A 20,228-nucleotide genomic window follows, 5' to 3' on the forward strand; every position below is an offset into this window, starting at 1 on the left:
TCTGCGCCGTACATTTACTACACGGCGTTCAATGATGACACGGCGAACAGTAGCGTAACGCTGTAGACTGTCAAGGGTGGGAGAGCAGACGATCAGCCGACGGGCCCGGCTCCGCGCCGAGACGACCCGAGAGATCAAGGAGATCGCGCTCCGGCTGATGGCGGCCGGCGGGCCCGACGCCATCTCGCTGCGCGCGATCGCCCGCGAGATGGGGATGACCGCCGGAGCGATCTACAGCTACTTCGCCACCCGGGACGACCTGATCACCACGCTGATCACCGACGTCTACACCGAGCTGGTCGACCGGGCGGAGGCCGCCCGCGACACCGTCCCGGAGACCGATCCCGGCGGCCGGGTCGTGGCCTGGGCCCAGGCCGTACGCGAGTGGGCGCTGGCAAATCCCGAGGGCTTCCGGCTCATCTACGGCGACCCGGTCCCGGGATACCGGCCGCCCGAGGGCGGAGCGGCGCGGGAGGCGAATCACCGGGCCTGCGGTGGGCTGACCGGCCTGGTCGCCGGCGCCTGGCCGCAGGCGAAGGCCCTGCACGACGGCGACTACGACTGGTCCGACTTCGACCCCGGTCTGGTCGCGCAGGTCCGGCGGGACCTCCCCGGCCTGCCCCCGGCCGCCGTGGCTCTGGCGCTGCGCGTCTGGGGCCGCATGCACGGGCTGGTGGCCCTGGAGATCTACGGGCACATCTCCCCGCTGGCCAACGATCCGGCGGCCCTGTACCGCGCGGAGATGTGCGACCTCGTACGCTCGCTGGGCCTGGAGCCGCCCGCCTGACGGCAATTTCGGATTTGCCGTACAAAGCCCTTTGAGGGTTTTTATCGCGCCTCACGGCCGTCGGTCTTCGGCATGAGCCTGCTCGTCGAGAGGTCGCCGGGAATTCGCGCGTTTTCCCGGCCGTGACGCGGAGCTCTGATCCGTTTCAGTGAGTGACAATGGTCCCGAATCCGGCTTGCGCGTATTCCGGAGAAGGGAAGCGTGATGCGCGACATCGACCCGCTGCGCCCCGAAGATCCCGACCGGATCGGCGACCGCCGGCTCACCGGGCGGCTGGGCGAGGGCGGTCAGGGCGTCGTTTATCTCGCGGTGGACGGCGACGGTGGCCGGACCGCCGTCAAGGTCCTGCACGCCCGGCTGCTGCGCGGCACCGGAGCGCAGGCCGGATTACGCGACCAGATGGCCCTGATGCGGCGGGTGGCGGACTTCTGCACCGCGAAGGTCCTCGATTTCGGCATGTACGGCGACCGCCCCTATATCGTCAGCGAGTACATCGACGGCCCGTCGTTGCAGACACTCGTCGAGACCGACGGCCCGCTGCGCGGCGGCGCGCTCGAGAGGTTGATGGTCGGCACGGCATCGGCGCTGGCGGCCACCCACCAGGCCGGCGTCCTGCACCGGGACTTCACGCCGAACAACGTCCTCATCGGCGCGGACGGGCCACGAGTGATCGATTTCGGCATCGCGCGGGCGCTCGACACCGACGCGACGACCACCAGCGGGCTCGTCGGCACCCCCGCGTACACCGCGCCGGAGCGGCTGCACGGAGAGCGACCGGGCGCGGCGGCCGACGTCTTCGGCTGGGCGGCGACGATGACGTTCGCCGCCACCGGGCGACCGCCGTTCGGGACCGAGTCCGTCGCGACGGTGCTGGGCCGGATCCTGAACGACGAGCCCGACCTCGACGACGTTCCCCGGCCGTTCCGCGACGTGATCGGCCGGTGCCTGGCCAAGGACCCGGAGCGGCGGCCGGACGCCCGCGAGGTCCTGCTGCGGCTGCTCGGCTATGCGGAGGGAGAGGCGGCCACGGCGGACGTCCCGGAGAAGCCCCTGCGCGCGGATCGGCTGACCGTCGACCGGCCGGATCGGTTCACGCGGGGGTTGTCGACCTCCGTGCCACGGCCGCGACGGTGGTGGCACGGCCGGGGCCGGGCGCTGGTCGCGGCCGGCGTCGCCGTCGCCGCCATCGGCGGCTCGGCCATGGCGTTCGTCCTGAGCCCCGACGGCCGGCCCCACCGGCCCACGGCGCCCCCTCGAACGGTCACGGTGGGGTCGGCCAACTTTCCCGAGAGCCACCTCCTCGGCGAGATCTACGCGCAGGCGCTCGAGGCGAAGGGCATCAAGGTCATCCGGAGATTCGACCTCGGCGACCGGGAGACCTACTTCAAGCAGGTCGCGGCGGGGCAGGTCCAGGTGATGCCCGAGTACAACGGCGCGCTCGCCGAGTCGCTCGACTACACCGGCGAGGCGGTCGGCACGGACGAGGTCAACGCGGTGCTGAGACGCGTGCTGCCGGCCCAGCTCGAGATGCTCGCCTCCGCGCCGGCGGAGGACAAGGACTCGGTCACGGTGTCCAAGAAGACCGCCGACCGGTACCACCTGCGCACCATCGCCGATCTCGCGCCCATCGCGGGCCGGCTCGTGATGGGCGGGCCGCCGGAGTTCCAGACGCGGCACCAGGGCCTGGTCGGGCTGCGCGGCACGTACGGACTGGGATTCCGCAGCTACCAGCCGTTCGAGACCGGGGACCGCGACACGATGATCCAGCAGCTGAAGAACGACGTCATCCAGGCGGCGAACCTCTTCACGACCGAGCCCGCGATCGCCGAGAACCACTTCGTCGTCCTGGCCGATCCGAAGCACCTCTTCAGCGCGCAGAACGTCACACCACTGATCTACCGGTCCGCGCTGAACACCGCCGGGCGGGCCGCGCTGGCCGCCGTCTCGGCCAAGCTGACCACCGAAGACCTGCTGACCATGAACACCAAGATCTCGATCAACGAGGTCGATCCCGCCGCCGTGGCCAAGGACTGGCTGCAACGGACCGGCCTCCTCGAGTGAGGCCGGTCTCCCGCCGTCACGCGGCGCCACCGGCGCTGACTAGTTGATCAAGTCACCTAATGATCATCTTCCGGCCGCCGGGTCGCCACTGAGATCAAGTCGACTGTGTGCATCACGTCCATGATCGTTAAGGGGACACCGTGCCACGTCGACTCAGGTCCATCGGCGCCCTGCTCGCCACGACCGCCCTGTCTCTCACCGTCGCCACCGGAACCGCCCACGCCGCCTCCCCGGCGGACGCCGTCGTCAACGGCACCGGGAAGTCGAGCCCCAGCGCGGCCGACGGCGCCGACTACTGGACGCCCGAACGCATGGCCGCCGCCACGCCCGCAGCCGAGCCCACCGACGCCTCCACCACCCCGTCCAGCCCGCCCTCGTCGGGAATCGCGCAGAGCAGCCCCGGCAGCCTCCCCGCGGGTGCCACGGCCGCCCCCGGGACCGCCACACCACAGTCGCTGACGTACTTCTGGCAGTCCAAGGTCTGGTCCGGTCACGGCGTGATGCCCGCGACGACCATCGGCAAGCTGTACTTCACCGACACGTCGGGCGAGGGCCACTGGTGCACGGCGACCACGATCGCGTCGAACAACCGCAGCACGGTCTGGACGGCCGGGCACTGCGTCACCGACGGCAAGAAGCACTGGTACTCGAAGTTCCTCTTCGCCCCGGACTACCACGACGCCGAATGGCCGTACGGCACCTGGTCCGGCAAGGCATGGGCGGCCCCGAACGGCTACTTCGACGGCGGCGACAAGACCTATGACATGGCCGCCATCGCCCTGTACACCAACAACTCCGGCAGCAAGGTCGGAGACGTCGTGGGCCAGCAGGGCTACCAGTTCAGCGACTCCAACAACGGCCGCCTGTGGCCGGACGTCCGCTCCTTCGGCTACCCGCAGGACACCCACCCCGCCCGCTCCGACATCGACCCGAACGCCCACGACCTGCGCTTCTGCGTCGGTGAGGTGACGACGCCGGCGTACCAGGAGATCTCCTGCGACATGGGCCACGGCGCCAGCGGCGGGCCGTCCCTCTACGACCTCCAGCTCTCCCGCGGCTGGGGATACATCATCGGGCTCAACAGCTTCCAGAACTCGATGGCCAGCCACATCAACTTCGGCCCGGTCCTCGGCACCGCCGCCGTCAACGCCCTCAACGCCGTGAAGTCCCAGTAGCGGTGCCGATCAGCCCTTGACGGTGAGCAGCGGGCGGAGCTCGACGACCGGGTCGGCGACGCCCGCCCGGCCCAGGCTGGAGACGACGGGCCCGATGTCCTTGTAGACCCAGGGCGCCTCCTGCTTGAGGTCGCGGCGCCACGCGGCCATCACGTCCGACCGGCGGGTCACGGCCGGGTCGTGGTGGTCGAGCGGCGTGACGACCCGGAAGTCCCGCAGGAAGGCGTCCAGGTCGGCGTCGCTTCCACGGGAGGCGGCGCCGCGGGGCACGCGGCGGCCCGCGCCGTGGCAGGCGCTGGCCAGCGTACGGGGGTTCCCGTGCCCGCGCAGGACGAAGCTGGCCGCGCCCATCGAGCCCGGGACGATGACCGGTTCGCCCCACATCGCGTACGGCCCGCCGGCCGCCTCGGCGTACCCACCGGCCGGCGTCGCGCCCTTCCGGTGGACGACGCGGCCGTCGTCGCCCTGCCAGAGCAGGTTGTGCGGAGCGTCGTACACCGCCTCGCCCGAGAGCTCCCCGCACTCGGCGGCCAGCCCGGTGCGCAGCATGAGCGCGAGGAAGAACCGGTTGCCGACGGCGAAGTTCGCCGCGTTGCCGAACGCGTCGAGGTACCGCCGCCGCGCCCCCTCGGACCGCTCGTCCAGCAGCAGGGGCAGGATGCCGTTGTCCGGCAGCGGCACGCCGCGCGGCCACATCGCCTTCGCCTGCTCCAGCCCGGTGGCGTTGGCCTGGTGTCCCAGGGACAGCGAGCCGCTGTGCACCATCAGCACCACCTGGCCCGGCGTGAAGCCCCAGGCGTACGCGGCCTGCCGGTCGTGCACGGCGGCGACGTACTGCAGCTCCGCGAAGTGGTTCCCGCCGCCGACGCTGCCGATGATGCTGTCGTAACTGGTGCCGCCCGCGCTGTCGATCCAGTCCCGGAACGCCTCCGCGGTCGTGGTCGGGTACCGCGCCGCGTGGATCCGTCCGGCGTCGCCGTCGCCCGGTCGCAGGGCCGACCACACCCCGTCGGCGGCCGGAGGTCCGGCGTCCAGCAGTCCGGGCAGGCCGTCGCGCAGCAGCGCCTCGCGCTGTACGCCGGACAGCGCGATCCGCCGGCCGCCCTCGAAGAACAGGTGCCGGAGCCGCCGCTCCAGCGCGTCGAGGCGCGGGCGCACCTCGTCGACCGTCAGCGACGTGGTCTCCAGCCGCATGCCGCAGTTGATGTCGTTGCCGACCGCCTGGGGGATCAGCGCGCCACGGGTCCGCAGCACGGTGCCGATCGGGATGCCCGCGCCCTTGTGCAGGTCGGGCGTGAGCGCGACGCGGTCGATGGCGGCGCCCGGGTGCCCGGTCGCCGCCGCGAGCTTCTCAAGCGTGCCGGCGGTCTCCAGCACGGTGAGGATCTCGTCGATCGCGCTGGACTCGATCGGCACGTCCGGCCCGGCGCAGATCTCGATGGGGATGTCCCACCGGTTGGGCAGGGTGAGCCAGTCGTCGTCGGCGCGGACGAGCCGATGGTCGGGGGAGGAGGCGGCGGTCCGCCGCTTGGAGACGGTCATGAGATCTTCCTGGTGACTGCTGGTATGAGGGCATACGAGGATGGCGCCGCCATCCGTCGATCGATGGCGCACGGGACGTCGCCGGAACGGGTCCGGGGCTCCCCGGGTTCAGCAGCCGCAGGGAGGACCCAGCGTAACGATCGCGATCAACGGGGTCGACCGGATAGTCAGGGGTCATGGCCGCCCACGCGTTTCCGTTTCGCGGCACGTCCGAATGCCGCGGATCACTCGGGGGCGTGGCCGGACAGGCGGCGGGTGAGCTCCGCGGACGCCTCCCGGACGCGGGCGGCGATGTCCGGCCACTCGTCCTCGTCCCGGGTCTCACGGCGGAACGTCACGGTGATCGCGGCGGCGGGCCTGCCGACGTGGTCGAAGCTGCACGCCGCGATGCTGGCGAACCCCTCGGTCACGTGGCCGTCCTCGACCGCCCAGCCGCGCCGGGCGTCCTCGGCGAGCAGCCGCCGCAGCTCGCGCAGGGACTTCGGCCCGGTGCCGGTGCGGTCGACGAAGGCCCCGGGGACCAGCGCGCGGACCTGTGCGGCCGGCAGGTGGGCCAGCATCGACCGGCCGCTGGCGGTGAGGTACGCCGGCAGCCGTACACCGACGTCCGTGACCAGGGTCGCGTGGTGGCGGGGCTGCTCCTTTAGCAGGTACAGCGTCTCGGCGCCGTGCAGGACGCCGAGCTGGCCGATCTCACCGAGCCGGTCGACGAGGCGGACGAGCAGGGGGCGGGCCAGCCGTTCGAGGGGCCCCTGCCGCAGGTACGCCGAGCCGATCTCGAACGCCGTCACGCCCAGGCCCCACAGCCGGTCCTCGGGCAGGTAGGTGACGAAGCCGTCCTCGGCCATGGCGGTGAGCAGGTGGTACGTGCTGGACCGGGGCAGCGAGAGCTCCCGGGCGATCGCGGACGCGGCGAGCGGGCGGGCGGACGACGCGAGCAGCCGGAGCACGGCGAGCGCGCGCCGTGCCGCGGGGACCTGTTCGGCGGTCATCCCACAGAGTCTCGCATCTCAGACATCAGCGCGGCCCCCCGGGCCCCGGTCGCTGGACGGGTCGAGTGCAATAGAGGCATGGATACGACCAATGGTGCGGCCGTCGACGTCGGGGTGGGGCCGCTCGCCTTCGACCAGGTCGTGGCCGTCGCCCGGCACGGCGCGCGGGTCGCGCTGACCGATGAGGCCCTCAAGGCGATCGCCGTCGCCCGGGCACACGTCGACGAGCTCGCCGCCCGGCCGACGCCCGCGTACGGCATCTCGACCGGTTTCGGCGCGCTGGCCACCCGGCACATCCACGAGGACCTGCGGGCCAAGCTGCAGCTGAACATCGTCCGCTCGCACGCCGCCGGCTCCGGACCGGAGGTGGAGGCCGAGGTCGTCCGGGCGATGATGCTGCTGCGGCTGAGCACGCTCGCCACCGGGCGTACGGGCGTGCGGCCGGTGACCGCCGAGACCCTCGCCGCGCTGCTCAACGCGGGGATCACACCGATCGTCCACGAGTACGGCAGCCTCGGGTGCTCCGGCGACCTCGCGCCGCTCTCGCACGTGGCCCTCGCGCTGATCGGCGAGGGCGAGGTGCGCGACGCCGACGGGCGGCTGCGCCCCGCCGCCGAGGCGCTCGCCGAGGCGGGCATCGAACCGCTGAGGCTCGTCGCCAAGGAGGGCCTGGCCCTGCTCAACGGCACCGACGGCATGCTCGGCATGCTCGTGCTGGCCATCGAGGACCTGCGTCAGTTGCTCAGGGCCGCCGACGTCGCCGCCGCGATGAGCGTCGAGGCGCAGCTCGGCACCGACCGGGTCTTCGCCGCCGACCTGCAGGAGCTGCGGCCGCACCCCGGTCAGGGCGTCAGCGCCGCCAACCTGCGGGCCCTGCTCGCCGACTCGGCCATCATGGAGTCGCACCGGGGCCCCGACTGCACGCGCGTGCAGGACGCCTACTCGCTGCGCTGCTCGCCGCAGGTGCACGGCGCCGCCCGCGACACCCTCGACCACGCCGCCCTCGTCGCCGGCCGCGAGCTGGCCTCCGCGATCGACAACCCGGTCGTGCTGCCGGACGGCCGGGTCGAGTCCAACGGCAACTTCCACGGCGCGCCCGTCGCGTACGTCCTGGACTTCCTCGCGATCCCGGTCGCGGACGTCGCGTCGATCTCCGAGCGCCGCAGCGACCGGATGCTCGACGTCGCCCGGTCGCACGGGCTGCCGGCGTTCCTCGCGGACGACCCGGGCGTCGACTCCGGCCACATGATCGCGCAGTACACCCAGGCGGGCATCGTCTCGGAGCTGAAGCGGCTCGCGGTCCCGGCCAGCGTCGACTCGATCCCCAGCTCCGCGATGCAGGAGGACCACGTCTCGATGGGCTGGAGCGGCGCGCGCAAGCTGCGCCGGGCCGTCGACGGCCTGACCCGCGTCATCGCCATCGAGATCCTGACCGCCGCCCGCGCCCTCGACCTGCGCGCCCCGCTGCGCCCCGGTCCGGCCACCGGCGCGGTGGTCACCGCCCTGCGCTCCCGGGTGCCCGCACCCGGACCGGACCGCTACCTGGCTCCGGAGATCACCGCCGCCGTCGACCTCGTCCGCGACGGTTCCCTCGTCGCCGCCGCCGAATCCGTCACCGGCCCGCTGGCCTGAGTAAGGAGACAGAGAAAATGGGTCCTCGTCCCGTCCGCGCCCCGCGCGGCACGACGTTGAGCGCCAAGGGCTGGCAGCAGGAGGCCGCCCTGCGCATGCTCATGAACAACCTCGACCCGGAGGTGGCCGAGCACCCCGACGAGCTGATCGTGTACGGCGGGTCCGGCCGGGCGGCGCGCTCGTGGGACGCGTTCGACGCGATGGTCCGCTCGCTACGCTCGCTCGAGGCGGACGAGACGCTGCTCGTCCAGTCCGGCAAGCCGGTCGGCGTCATGCGCACCCACGAATGGGCGCCGCGCGTGCTCATCGCCAACTCCAACCTCGTCCCGCAGTGGGCGACCTGGGAGGAGTTCCGCCGCCTGGAGTCGCTCGGGCTCACGATGTACGGCCAGATGACCGCCGGGTCGTGGATCTACATCGGCACGCAGGGCATCCTGCAGGGCACGTACGAGACGTTCGCAGCCGTGGCGGCCAAGCGGTTCGGCGGCACCCTCGCCGGCACGATCACGCTCACCGCCGGGCTCGGCGGCATGGGCGGCGCGCAGCCGCTCGCCGTCACCATGAACGACGGCGTCGCGATCTGCATTGAGTGCGACCCGTCCCGCATCGACCGCCGCGTCGAGCACCGCTACTGCGACGTGCGCGTCGACGACCTCGACGAGGCCCTGCGCCTGGCCGTGGAGGCCCGCGACGCTCGCCGTCCGCTGTCGATCGGCCTGCTCGGCAACGCCGCCGACATCGTGCCGAAGCTGCTGGAGATGGGCGCGCAGATCGACGTCGTCACCGACCAGACCTCGGCCCACGACCCGCTGTCGTACCTGCCGCGCGGCGTCGCGTTCGAGGACATGGCGGACGAGCGCGCCAAGGACCCGGAGGGCTTCACCACCCGGGCCCGCGAGTCCATGGCCGCGCACGTCGAGGCGATGGTCGGGTTCCAGGACGCCGGCGCGGAGGTCTTCGACTACGGCAACTCGATCCGCGGTGAGGCGCAGCTCGCCGGGTACACCCGCGCGTTCGACTTCCCCGGCTTCGTCCCCGCCTACATCCGGCCGCTGTTCTGCGAGGGCAAGGGCCCGTTCCGGTGGGCGGCGCTGTCCGGCGACCCGAAGGACATCGCCCGTACGGACAAGGCGATCCTCGACCTGTTCCCCGAGAACGAGCAGCTCGCCCGCTGGATCAAGATGGCGGGGGAGAAGGTCCACTTCCAGGGCCTGCCCGCGCGGATCTGCTGGCTCGGCTACGGCGAGCGCGACCGGGCCGGCCTGGAGTTCAACAAGCTGGTGGAGACCGGCGAGATCAGCGCGCCGATCGTCATCGGCCGCGACCACCTCGACTCCGGCAGCGTCGCCTCGCCGTACCGCGAGACCGAGGGCATGGCCGACGGCTCCGACGCGATCGCCGACTGGCCCCTGCTGAACGCCCTGGTCAACGCCTCGTCCGGCGCGTCCTGGGTGTCGATCCACCACGGCGGCGGCGTCGGCATCGGCCGGTCCATCCACGCCGGGCAGGTGTCGGTGGCCGACGGCACGCCACTCGCCGCGCAGAAGCTGGAGCGGGTGCTGACCAACGACCCGGGAATGGGCGTCATCCGGCACGTCGACGCCGGCTACGACCGCGCCGCCGACGTCGCGGCCGAGCGGGGCGTCCGCGTCCCGATGAACGAGCAGTAGGACTTGGGCCTGTCTCGAAGTCGCCGTGCAGAAGGACAGCGGGACTTCGAGACAGGCCCTGGGCCGCAGGCAGTAGGCGCAGGCGCTCCTCCGCTCCGCTCGCCTCATGGATAGTGGGGTGAGCGGAGCGGTGTCCGTGAGGAGAGGGAATGGGCTTCGAGAAAATGTGGCGGGAGCTGCTCCCGATCGGGCGCGCCTCCGGCGGCGGCTACCGGCGGTTCTCCTGGACGTCGGCCGACCGGGAGTGCCGCGCCTGGTTCGCCGAGGAGGCTGACCGGCGGGGGCTGACCCTCGAGGAGGACCGCAACGGCAACCTCTTCGCCTGGTGGGACGTCTCCGGAGATCGCCGGGACGCCGTGCTGACCGGCAGCCACCTGGACTCCGTGCCGGACGGCGGCGCGTTCGACGGGCCGCTCGGCGTCGTGTCGGCCCTGGCCGCCGTCGACCTGCTGCGCGAGCGCGGCGTCACGCCGGCCCGGCCGCTGGGCATCGCCGTCTTCGCCGAGGAGGAGGGCGCCCGGTTCGGCGTCGCCTGCCTCGGGTCCCGTCTGCTGACGGGCGCCATCGACCCGGTACGGGCCCGCGCCCTGCGCGACGGCGACGGCGTGACCTGGGCCGACGCCATGTCCGCCGCCGGGAACGACCCCGCGGCGATCGGCCCGGACCCCGACCTCCTCGCGGGCATCGGCTGCTTCGTCGAGCTCCACGTCGAACAGGGCCGGGCCCTCGAGACGCCCGTCGGGGTGGCGAGCGCGATCTGGCCGCACGGCCGCTGGCGGTTCGACTTCACCGGCCAGGGCAACCACGCGGGGACCACCCTGCTGCGGGACCGCCGGGACCCCATGCTGCCGTTCGCGCACACCGTGCTGGCCGCCCGGGATGCCGCCGCCCGGCACGAGGCGGTCGCGACCATGGGCAAGGTCCGCGTCACCCCGAACGGCGTCAACGCCATCCCCTCGGCCGTCCAGGCCTGGCTCGACACCCGCGCGCCGGACGACGCCGCCGTACGTGCGACCGTCGGCGACATCCGCGCCGCCGCCGAGAACGCCGCCCGCGAGCACGGCGTCGAGGTGGCCCTCGCCGAGGAGTCCTACACGCAGGTCGTGGACTTCCACGCGGAGCTGCGCGACCGGCTCGCCAAAGCCCTCGGCGGAGCGCCCGTCCTGCCGACCGGCGCCGGGCACGACGCGGGCATCCTGTCGGCGCACGTCCCCACCGCGATGCTGTTCGTCCGCAACCCGACGGGCGTCTCGCACGCGCCCGAGGAGCACGCCGAGACCGCCGACTGCCTCGCCGGAGTCGAGGCCCTCGCCGCCGTCCTGGAGGACCTGGTCTCCCCATGAAACCGCACGCCGAGACCGGTGACCGCCCCGGAGTATCCGGTCGGATGAGACCGCATGCGGAGGCCGGTGGCCGCTTCGCCGGTGCCTCGGAGGGGCCGGTGCATGTTGAGGCCGGTGACCGGGTCGTCGGCGTCCCGGCGGGTCTGGTGCATGCTGAGATCGGTGACCGCTTCGTCGGCGTTTCGGAGGATCTGGTCGGATGAGACTGCATGCCGAACACGCCTGGCTCGGCGACCGCGTCGCGGCCGACGTCCTCCTCGAGGTCGAGGGGGAGCGGCTGGTCCGGGTCACCCCGGGCGTGCCCGCCCCGCCGGACGCCGAACGCCTGGCCGGGCTGACCCTGCCCGGCATGGCCAACGTGCACTCCCACGCCTTCCACCGCGCGCTGCGCGGGCGGGTCCAGGCGGGCAGGGGCGACTTCTGGACCTGGCGCACCCACATGTACGAGGTCGCGGCCCGGCTCGACCCGGACTCCTACCTGGCGCTGGCCCGGGCGGTGTACGCCGAGATGGCGCTCGCCGGGATCAGCTGCGTCGGTGAGTTCCACTACGTCCACCACGCCCCGGGCGGCACGCCGTACGCCGACCCGAACGCCTTCGGCGCGGCGCTGCTGCAGGCGGCCCGCGAGGCCGGCATTCGGATCACGCTGCTCGACGCCTGCTACCTGACCGGCGGGATCGGCAAGGACCTGGAAGGGCCGCAACTGCGGTTCGGTGACGGTACCGCCGACGCGTGGGCCGAACGCGTCGAGGACCTGCGCGCCGACGGCCACGCGCGGATCGGCGCCGCCATCCACTCCGTACGCGCCGTGCCCGGCGACCAGATCCGGACCGTCGCCCAGTGGGCCCGCGGACGCCGCGCCCCGCTGCACGTCCACCTGTCCGAGCAGCCCGCCGAGAACGAGGCGTGCCTGGAGACGTACGGCGTGACGCCCACGCAACTGCTCGCCGACCGGCGGGCGCTCGGCGGCCGGACCATCGCCGTCCACGCCACCCACCTCACCGCCGACGACATCGGCCTGCTCGGCGCGAGCCAGAGCGGCGTGTGCATGTGCCCGACCACCGAACGCGATCTCGCCGACGGCATCGGGCCGGCCCGTGAGCTGGTCGCGGCCGGGTCGCCGCTGTCGCTCGGCTCCGACCAGCACGCGGTGATCGACCTGTTCGAGGAGGCCCGCGCGGTCGAACTCGACGAGCGGCTCCGCACCCGCAGGCGCGGCAACTGGACGGCCGGCGAGCTGCTGGCCGCCGCGACCTGCAACGGCCACTCGGCCCTGGGCTGGTCCGAGGCGGGCCGCATCGAGCCCGGCTCGTACGCCGACCTGGTGACCGTGGACCTGGACTCGGTTCGGTTGGCCGGCGCCGCCCCCGGCCACCTCGCCGAGTCGGTCGTCTTCGCCGCCTCCCCGGCCGACGTCCGCCACGTCATGGTCTCCGGGAGACAGATCGTCCGCGACGGCCGCCACCTCCTCATCGACGACGTCGCCGGCGCCCTGACCGACGCGATCACAGCTCTGACCGACTGACCTCGCTCGACCGGATCGGTGACGAGCCCAAGCCTGAGCGCGACCTCGAAGGCCGGCTCGATTCTGCTCGGCCGGTGTCTGCCCCATCAGCACGCACCGGCAGCAGCACCGCCGCGCCCCCGGTCTGTGTAACCAGGTCGGTGGCGCGGCGGTCGACGTCCCGGACTCGTGCGACTCAGGGCTCGAGGTCGGTCACTCCCTTGCCGCTCGCGATATCGAACGGCACGGAGGCCTGGTCGTGCACGATCAGCCAATTGCCGTCGATCTTCCGGAAGCAGAAAGTGGCCCGGACCCACATACCGTCGGTCGCCGTTCCGTTCTGCAGCGTGCCGCTGAGCCGGCCGAAGCAGTGCCCGAACGCCATGTCATCGCCGACCGTGAGCGTCAGATCGCGAACCTCATAAGACACATCCCGGAAGAACGTGAACGCGCTCGTCCAGTTCTTCAATTTCGCCGCTACTCCTACATGCTGCAGCGGCGGCTCGACGTCGAAGGAAACGACGTCCGTTGCGTAAATCCGCTTCAGGCCCTCGAGATCCTTGGCCCGGATCCCTTCGACTATCTTGCCGATCTGCTGCCTGATCTCGGCTTCGTCCACCTCGTGCTGCGTCGGCATCGCTACCCATCCCTTTCGGTGATCTCGCCTTCTCACCGGTACGACGACACAGCACCTCGGGATGTCAGGCCCGCGGCCGCCCCACAGGTCGGCTGCGACCGCTCGGCGGAGATCATCACCCGCTTCGACGGCTACCGCGGCCGCTACCTCTTCCACTGCCACAACGCCGAACACGAGGACATGGGAATGATGGCCAACCTCGAGATCATCTGACCCGCTTCGCCTCCCGAGCGGGCGTACGCCGTCGCCGACGAGGAGACCTCCGGCCCGTGATGTCCCGGAGGCGTGTCAGGGGAGCTGCGTTGCCCGGACCGCGTCGAGGGAGGAGATCGCCGGTCTGCGCAGCAGGTCCGCCAGGTCGGGACGGGGCGCGGCGGCCCATCCGGAGCGGAAGGCGCCGTAGTAGGCGGTCAGCATGTCGATCGCCGCCGGCGGCCATCCGGCCGCCGTCCACTGGGCGCGGCACTCCTCGTCCGAGGCCGGGCGGTAGCGGATCTCCCGGCCGGCCAGCGTGCTCGCGAGGGACGCCAGGTCATGCCAGTCGATCGCGTCCGGGCCGGTCAGCTCATAGGTCCGGCCGTCGTGGCCCGCCCCGATGAGGACGTTGGCGGCCGCCTCGCCGAGGTCCGTGACGGCCGCCGGCGTGGCGTGGGCATCGCCGGCGGGTGCGGTGAGGGCGCCGGTGTCCATCGACGACCGGACGTCGCGTACGAGGGACGCCGCCATGCCGTACGTCATGCGCAGGATGGTCCACCCGGTGCCGGACGTCGCGAGGAGTTTCTCCGCCGCGGCGAAGTCACGGACGAAGTCGAGCGGGCAGTGGTCCAGGTCCTGCCAGCTGGTGAACACGATGCGGCCGGCGCCCGCGGTCAGCGCGGCGTCGATGGCGGCCGCGTGCTGCCGGGCGCGGGTCTCGGACGGGGTGCCGTAGTTGGTGGCGTTGATCAGGACCGTGGTGGCTCCGGCGAAGGCGTCGCGGAGCGTGTCGGGCCGGTCGAAGTCGCCGTGGCGTACGCGGACGCCCTGGTCGGAGAGCCGGGTAGCCAGAGCGGGGTCGCGAACGCTGACGGCCAGCTCGCCGGCCGGCATCCGGGCCAGAAGATGGTCGATGACGAGGCGGCCGAAGGGTCCGTTCGCGCCGGTTACCACGATCACGAGATCTCCCATGGGGATCGACTAAAGTGGGGCGTGCGCCCCGCTTAGGGACTATACGGGGCGGTCGCCCCGTTTACAACGCGTTCTGAGGGAGCCATGCCGGACGACACATCAGCCGACGCCCGGAAACGCAGGTCACCGCGCGCGGACGCACTCCGGAACAGACAACGGGTCCTGTCCGCCGCCCGCGAGGCCTTCGCCGCCGAGGGGCCGTCGGTCAGCCTCGACGACATCGCCCGCCGCGCGGGAGTGGGCGCCGGCACGGTGCACCGTCACTTCCCGACCAAGGACGAGCTGCTCAAGGCGGTCATCGTCGACCGGCTGGAGGAGCTGACGACGGCCGCGCGAGGGTTCGCCGACGCCGCCGATCCGGGGCAGGCGTTCTTCGCCTTCCTGCGGCAACTGACCGCCGAGTCGCGGCACAACCTCGCCGTCTCGACGGCGCTGACCGACCCGTCCGACATCGGTGACGTCCTCGAGGTCGGCCGTGGCCTGCAGGAGGCCGTGGCGGCCCTCCTCTCCCGCGCGCAGGCGGCCGGAGCCGTCCGGCCGGACATCGACGCGGACGGGCTCCACGCGATCATCGCGGGGGTGCTCACCACGGAGCAGCGTCTCCCGCCCGGTTCTGAGGGGCTGGGCCTGACCGTCGTCGTCGACGGCCTCCGGGCGGCGAGCGGCCGCTGACCGCGTGCCTGACCGTACGGCTTTCAACCCCACCGCACGCGTTCGCGGCAACCTTTCGGGCGTGGCGGGCGACTGGGGAGGTGGCTGCGCGGTCTCCGGACGGCAAGGGCCGCGCCGCCTCCGCTCAGCCCCGAAGTAAGGATCTCCATGCGTAAAGCCCTGCTCGCCGCCGGTCTGGCCGCCCTCGCGGCCGGTACGACCGTCGCCGTGACCCAGACCGGTGGCGGCCGGATCTCCACCGTCTCCAGCGGGTCGACGGCGTCCAAGGCGCCGACGGTCACCGTGGCGGCCTGGCCGAAGCCCACCACCACGAAGAACCTCACCGCGACCCGGAAGGTGACGAAGTCGTACGACGCAGCGGTCCTGATGGAACGCACTGCCTCTACTCGCCGTCCGACGTGACCTACCGCTGACGGACGCCGGGGACGCGGCGGACACCGGGGACCTATGCTCGTCCCGCCATGCGTATCCGGATACTGGGGCCGCTGCAGGTGCGGGGCGGGGACGGCCGGCCGGTCGAGGTCGGCGGGGCGCGGCTGCGCCTGCTGCTGATCCGGCTCGCACTCGATCCCGGGCGCATGGTCACGGCCGAGCGGCTCATCGACGACCTGTGGGACGGCGAGCCGCCCGTCGATCCGGCCGGCGCCCTGCAGAGTCTCGTCGCCCGGCTGCGCCGTGCGCTCGGCGAGGACCGGAAGCTGGTCGCCTCCCACCCCGCCGGCTACCGCCTGGATCTGCCGCCGGACGCGGTCGACGCCGAGGCGTTCGAGCGGGCGGCGGCCGAGGCGCTGACGGCGGGCGAGCCGGCCCGCGCGGTCGTGGTCCTGGACGAGGCGCTCGCCCTGTGGCGGGGGACGCCCCTGGCGGACGCGGCCGGTGCGCCCTTCGCCGCCGCGCCGACGGTGCGGCTGGAAGAACTGCGGCTGTCCATGGTCGAGGACCGGATCGACGCCGCGCTCGCCGCGGGGGTGCCGGTGCCGGTCGCGGAGGTCGAGGAATCGGCCGCCGCCCATCCCACCCGGGAACGCCTGCAGGCCCGGTTCATGCGGGTCCTGTGCGCGGCCGGTCGCCGGGCCGACGCCCTGGAGACGTACGAGCGGGCGCGGCACGCGCTCGCGGACGGGCTGGGCGTCGATCCCGGACCGGAGTTGCGGGCCGCCCATCTGGCGGCGCTGCGAGAGCAGGCCGCGGCGCGGCCCGGCGCGCTGCCCGCCCGGTCGACGCGGTTCATCGGCCGCGATCGCGAACTCGCCGAGGTCCGCGCCGCCCTCGAGAACGCCAGGCTCGTCACCCTCACGGGGTTCGGCGGCACCGGCAAGACGCGGCTGGCCGTCGAGGTCGCGGACGGGTGGCCGGAGCCGGCCCGGCTGGTCGAGCTCGGAGCCGTCACCGCGCCCGGCGGAGTGGCGCCGGCCGTCCTGGCCACGGTGGACGACGGCGAGACCGGCGCCTTCGCGCCCGCGGATCCCCTGGGCCGGCTGGTGGCGGCGCTCGCCGGCCGCCGCCTCCTGCTCCTCCTCGACAACTGCGAGCACCTCGTCGACGCCGCGGCGGAGCTGGCCGAACGCCTGCTGGCGGCCGCACCGGAGGTCCGGATCCTCGCCACCAGCCGGGAGCCCCTGGCGATCGCGGGGGAGTCGCTGTTCCCGGTGGCGCCGCTCGGCCTGCCCGAACCCGGCGCCGACCCCCGGGAGTCCCCGGCGGTGAGCCTCTTCGCGGATCGGGCGGCGGCGGTCCGGCCCGGCTTCGCCGTGACGGACGACGTCGTCCGGGTCTGCCGCGAACTGGACGGCATCCCGCTCGCCATCGAACTCGCCGCCGCTCGCCTGCGGTCACTGACCGCCGACCAGCTCGCCGAGCGGATCGGCGATCGCTTCCGCCTCCTCGACCGCGGGCGGCGGTCGGCCGTGTCCCGGCACCGTACGCTCCGGGCGGTCGTCGACTGGAGCTGGGACCTGCTCGACGAGGCCGAGCAGGCGCTGCTGCGCCGGATGTCGGTGTTCGTGGGCGGCGCGGACGCCGAGGCCGTACGCCGGGTGTGCGCGCCCGGCGGCGACGTGGTCGAGGCACTGGCCGGGCTGGTGGACAAGTCCCTGGTCATCGCCGACGGCACGGGAGCGCGGTACCGGCTGCTGGAGACGGTCCGGGAGTACGCCGCCGGCCGGCTGGAGGACGCGGGCGAGACGGCGGCGGTGACGCGCGCGCACGGCGCGTACTTCCTGGAACTGGCGGAGACAGCGGAGCCGCTGCTGCGCGGCCGCGACCAGCTCGCCTGGCTCGCGCGGCTCGACGCCGTCCAGGGCGACCTGGACGCCGCGCTCGGCCGGGCGGTGGCGTCCGGGCGGGCGGAGACCGCGCTGCGGATGGTCGTCGCACGGGTCTGGCCGTGGGTCCTGCGGGGCGGGTGGCGTCAGGCCGGAGAGTGGGCGTCCAGAGTCCTCGACGCGGTCGGACCCGAACCGCCGCCCGGCTGCGAGACGGCCCACGCCATCTGCGTGCTGATCGCCTCGTCGGACGGCACGCCGTTCGGCGTCCGCAAGGTCACCCCCACGCTCGACCGGGCCCTGCGGGTCATCGGACGGAGCGACCATCCGGCGGCGTTCGCGGCCTGGGCGCTCGCGGGGGCGCTGGGGGATCGGCTGGGCGCCCTGGTCGAGCGCTTCGGCGGGCACGCCGACCCCTGGCTGCGGGCGATGACCCGGCTCGTCGAGGGGATCGTGGAGTTCGAGTGGACCGCGGGCGGCGCGGCACGGGCCGAGGCGCATGTGCGGGCGGCGCTGGACCTGTTCGACGAGGTGGGTGACCGGTGGGGGCAGGCGTTCTGCCGGTACGAGCTGGCCCTGATCCTGGCGAACCGCGGATCCTGGACGGACGCCGCGTCGGCGCTGGAACGGGCGCGGGCGCGTGCCGCCGAGATCGGCGCGGTCGAGGAGATCCCCGCGCCCATGATGCTGCTCGTCCAGCTGGGGCAGGCGCGGGCCCGGGCCGGCGATCACACCGGCGCCCGGGCCGATCTGGAGCGGGCACTCGCGGCCGCCGACCGCGGCGGGGACGCGCTCGGGCGGGCGAGGGTCCGCGGCGCGCTGGGCGAGCTCGCGCTGCTCGGCGGCGACCTCGACGAGGCCGTCCGGTGGCTGCGGGACGCGCTCGCGATCGCGCCGGAGCGGGCCCCTACCCAGTTCGTCGCCCTGCTGCGCGGCGTCCTGGCCCGCGCCGAGACGGCCCGAGGCGACTCCGGCACCGCCCGCGCCCTGCACGCCGAGGCGCTCGGCCTGATGGCCGGGACCGGGGACGACGTGGCGCGCGCGACCGCCGTGGAGCACGCCGCCGCGTGGTGCCTCGACCAAGGGGACGCTGAGCGCGCCGCCACCGCCCTGAGCGCGGCCCGTACGCTCCGGGGCATCGACGAGACGGACGACCCCTGGGTCCGGGAACTCGTGGGCCGGTGCGAGGCCGCGCTGGGAGAGGAGCGCCTCCGCGCCGCGTGGGAGCGCGGCCGCGTCCTCTCCCGCCCCGAGGACCTGCTGCTTCAGACGATGGACCGCAGGTAGGCGTCCGGGTCCGCGTCGTAGGACCCGATGTACCCGTCGGGCCGGACCACCACGACCCCGTCGGTCCCGTACGCCGCGCGGACGTGCCCTTCCACGTCGACGAGGTCGCCGCCCTCGCCCACCGTGCAGGCGCGGACCGCCGGCCCGTACGCCGCGTCGATCCGGGCGACGCTCTCCGCGTGGTCCGCGCCGAAGCCCAGCACGGTGACGTGCGGGCCCCGGAACACGTCGAACAGCCGGACCGGTCGTCCGTCGGCGCTGCGGCACGGCGCGTCCGGCGCGCGTTCGCCGGCCTTTCCGCCGCCGACGGACAGGGGGCTGTCGGGGTACCCGATGCCGAGCTGCCGCGTCTCCTCACCGCGCCGGAACGCGTCCGCCTGGCCCTGCGCCGCCTTGCGGTACAGCTTCGTGCTGATGCCGAGCACCCCGGCGGCGACCGGCAGGCGCTCCTCCTCGTACGTGTCCAGCAACGTGTCGCCGCCCCGGGCGAGCTTCCATCCGAGGTTGTAGGCGTCCTGGACACCGGTGTTGAGTCCCTGCCCGCCCGCCGGCGAGTGCACGTGGGCGGCGTCGCCGGCGAGGAACACCCGCCCGACGCGGAACCGCTCCGCCATCCGGATGTTGACCCGGTAGACCGACGTCCAGCCGATGTCCGTGAGCCGCACGTCGGCGACCGCACTGACGATCTTCTGGAACGTCTCCAGGGACAGATCCGGCGTCTCCTCCTCGCCGATCGGGGCGGTCAGCTGGAAAACGTCGGTGCCGGGCAGCGGGCACAGCCCGACGGTCAGCTTCTGGGTGGCCATGTCCCCCCAGGTGTGCCAGTGGTCCCGGTCCAGGTCGCCGGTGCGGACGTCGGCGATCAGCATCCGCTCCGCCTCGTGCGTCTCCCCGTCGAACCGGACCCCGAGCCGCCTGCGGACGAGACTGCGCCCGCCATCCGCGCCGACGAGGTACGCGGCGCGCACCCGGCGGCCGCCGTCGAGCTCGACGGTGACGCCCTCGTCGTCCTGCTCGAAGCCGGTGACCTCGGCGCGTTCCACCCGCCCGCCGAGTGCGGCGAGCCGGTCCCGGAGGATCTCCTCGGTGCGCCACTGCGGCACCATCCACACGTTGGGATAGGGCACGTCCGGGGTCGGTTCGGCGGGTTCGTGCATGCGGCCCTGCCACACCACCGACCCGTCCTGATAGGCGTTGATCGGCGGGTAAGGGGCGCCGGACGCCAGCACGGCGTCGACCACGCCGAGGTCGTCGAACACCTCGAGCGTGCGGGGCTGCAGCCCCTTTCCGCGCGATCCGCTCCGGGGCTCCCGGTCGACGATCCGGAAGTCGACGCCACGGCGGGCGAGGTCACAGGCCAGGGTCAGGCCGGTCGGGCCGGCTCCGGCGATGAGGACGTGGGTCTCTGTCTCGTTCATGCCGCCGACGATGGACCGGCCCGCTGTCATCCCACCGGCATCCCGCTGTCAGCCCGCCGACGGCGGGTCGCCCTGAC

17 protein-coding genes are annotated in these 20,228 nt (G+C 73.3%); 12 read left to right on the forward strand and 5 right to left on the reverse strand.

Translation table 11 applies throughout. From position 1 onward, the window contains the following. Window positions 1–76 precede the first annotated feature (76 nt). The 3 genes from ACQP2O_RS10425 to ACQP2O_RS10435 all read left to right on the forward strand — a co-directional run bounded on the left by ACQP2O_RS10425 (window position 77) and on the right by ACQP2O_RS10435 (window position 4,023). A complete protein-coding gene (locus ACQP2O_RS10425; protein WP_433182178.1) occupies window positions 77–787 on the forward strand; it encodes a TetR/AcrR family transcriptional regulator in 711 nt (236 codons plus the stop codon). A 204-nt stretch (window positions 788–991) separates the two neighbouring features. Continuing rightward, complete coding sequence (locus ACQP2O_RS10430) at window positions 992–2,848, forward strand: glycine betaine ABC transporter substrate-binding protein (protein WP_433182180.1); 1,857 nt, start codon at window positions 992–994, stop codon at window positions 2,846–2,848. 140 nt (window positions 2,849–2,988) lie between these two features. After that, window positions 2,989–4,023 (forward strand): trypsin-like serine peptidase, encoded by a 1,035-nt coding sequence (locus tag ACQP2O_RS10435; protein ID WP_433182181.1) that lies wholly within the window; start codon window positions 2,989–2,991, stop codon window positions 4,021–4,023. 9 nt (window positions 4,024–4,032) lie between these two features. Here the strand turns inward: ACQP2O_RS10435 and ACQP2O_RS10440 are convergent, their stop codons facing one another. Continuing rightward, entirely contained in the window at window positions 4,033–5,565 is a 1,533-nt protein-coding gene (locus ACQP2O_RS10440) for an RtcB family protein (RefSeq protein WP_433182182.1), read from the reverse strand. Window positions 5,566–5,789: 224 nt separating this feature from the next. After that, complete coding sequence (locus ACQP2O_RS10445) at window positions 5,790–6,557, reverse strand: IclR family transcriptional regulator (protein WP_433182184.1); 768 nt, start codon at window positions 6,555–6,557, stop codon at window positions 5,790–5,792. A gap of 78 nt (window positions 6,558–6,635) precedes the next feature. Between ACQP2O_RS10445 and hutH the strand changes: the two genes are divergently transcribed. The 5 genes from hutH to ACQP2O_RS10470 all read left to right on the forward strand — a co-directional run bounded on the left by hutH (window position 6,636) and on the right by ACQP2O_RS10470 (window position 12,727). Further along, window positions 6,636–8,189 carry a histidine ammonia-lyase gene (gene hutH, locus ACQP2O_RS10450; protein ID WP_433182186.1) on the forward strand — a complete coding sequence of 518 codons (1,554 nt, stop codon included), beginning with the start codon at window positions 6,636–6,638 and terminating at the stop codon, window positions 8,187–8,189. Window positions 8,190–8,206: 17 nt separating this feature from the next. Continuing rightward, window positions 8,207–9,859 (forward strand): urocanate hydratase, encoded by a 1,653-nt coding sequence (hutU, locus tag ACQP2O_RS10455; RefSeq protein ID WP_433182188.1) that lies wholly within the window; start codon window positions 8,207–8,209, stop codon window positions 9,857–9,859. A gap of 149 nt (window positions 9,860–10,008) precedes the next feature. Continuing rightward, window positions 10,009–11,202 (forward strand): allantoate amidohydrolase, encoded by a 1,194-nt coding sequence (locus ACQP2O_RS10460; protein WP_433182190.1) that lies wholly within the window; start codon window positions 10,009–10,011, stop codon window positions 11,200–11,202. Window positions 11,203–11,246: 44 nt separating this feature from the next. Next, the gene (locus tag ACQP2O_RS10465; RefSeq protein WP_433182191.1) at window positions 11,247–11,405 is read left to right on the forward strand and encodes a hypothetical protein; all 159 of its coding nucleotides are present in this window, start codon (window positions 11,247–11,249) and stop codon (window positions 11,403–11,405) included. Beyond that, the gene (locus ACQP2O_RS10470) at window positions 11,402–12,727 is read left to right on the forward strand and encodes a formimidoylglutamate deiminase (protein ID WP_433182192.1); all 1,326 of its coding nucleotides are present in this window, start codon (window positions 11,402–11,404) and stop codon (window positions 12,725–12,727) included. The genes ACQP2O_RS10465 and ACQP2O_RS10470 overlap by 4 nt, the downstream gene beginning before the upstream one ends. Window positions 12,728–12,902: 175 nt before the next feature. Here ACQP2O_RS10470 and ACQP2O_RS10475 read toward each other — a convergent pair whose 3' ends face one another. Next, window positions 12,903–13,343: a YybH family protein gene (locus ACQP2O_RS10475; protein ID WP_433182194.1), complete on the reverse strand. Its 441-nt coding sequence runs from the start codon at window positions 13,341–13,343 to the stop codon at window positions 12,903–12,905. Between the two features lie 18 nt (window positions 13,344–13,361). Here ACQP2O_RS10475 and ACQP2O_RS10480 point away from each other — a divergent pair, with 18 nt between their 5' ends. Further along, window positions 13,362–13,556, forward strand: a complete 195-nt coding sequence (locus ACQP2O_RS10480) for a multicopper oxidase domain-containing protein (RefSeq protein ID WP_433182196.1) — start codon at window positions 13,362–13,364, stop codon at window positions 13,554–13,556. 75 nt (window positions 13,557–13,631) lie between these two features. Here the strand turns inward: ACQP2O_RS10480 and ACQP2O_RS10485 are convergent, their stop codons facing one another. After that, window positions 13,632–14,498 carry an NAD(P)H-binding protein gene (locus ACQP2O_RS10485; RefSeq protein WP_433182198.1) on the reverse strand — a complete coding sequence of 289 codons (867 nt, stop codon included), beginning with the start codon at window positions 14,496–14,498 and terminating at the stop codon, window positions 13,632–13,634. A 96-nt stretch (window positions 14,499–14,594) separates the two neighbouring features. On the opposite strand from ACQP2O_RS10485, the gene ACQP2O_RS10490 reads away from it, so the two are divergent. The 3 genes from ACQP2O_RS10490 (at window position 14,595) to ACQP2O_RS10500 (ending at window position 18,733) form a co-directional block, all read left to right on the forward strand. After that, on the forward strand, window positions 14,595–15,182 hold the full coding sequence (locus ACQP2O_RS10490) for a TetR/AcrR family transcriptional regulator (protein ID WP_433182200.1): 588 nt from the start codon (window positions 14,595–14,597) through the stop codon (window positions 15,180–15,182). A 147-nt stretch (window positions 15,183–15,329) separates the two neighbouring features. Beyond that, entirely contained in the window at window positions 15,330–15,584 is a 255-nt protein-coding gene (locus tag ACQP2O_RS10495; RefSeq protein ID WP_433182202.1) for a hypothetical protein, read from the forward strand. A 59-nt stretch (window positions 15,585–15,643) separates the two neighbouring features. Beyond that, entirely contained in the window at window positions 15,644–18,733 is a 3,090-nt protein-coding gene (locus ACQP2O_RS10500; protein ID WP_433182204.1) for a BTAD domain-containing putative transcriptional regulator, read from the forward strand. On the opposite strand, the gene ACQP2O_RS10505 is transcribed toward ACQP2O_RS10500, so the two are convergent. Continuing rightward, window positions 18,712–20,151 (reverse strand): FAD-dependent oxidoreductase, encoded by a 1,440-nt coding sequence (locus ACQP2O_RS10505; RefSeq protein ID WP_433182206.1) that lies wholly within the window; start codon window positions 20,149–20,151, stop codon window positions 18,712–18,714. The genes ACQP2O_RS10500 and ACQP2O_RS10505 overlap by 22 nt on opposite strands. Window positions 20,152–20,228: the final 77 nt, after the last annotated feature.

This window comes from Actinoallomurus sp. CA-150999 (assembly GCF_050942425.1).
GTDB lineage: Bacteria > Actinomycetota > Actinomycetes > Streptosporangiales > Streptosporangiaceae > Actinoallomurus.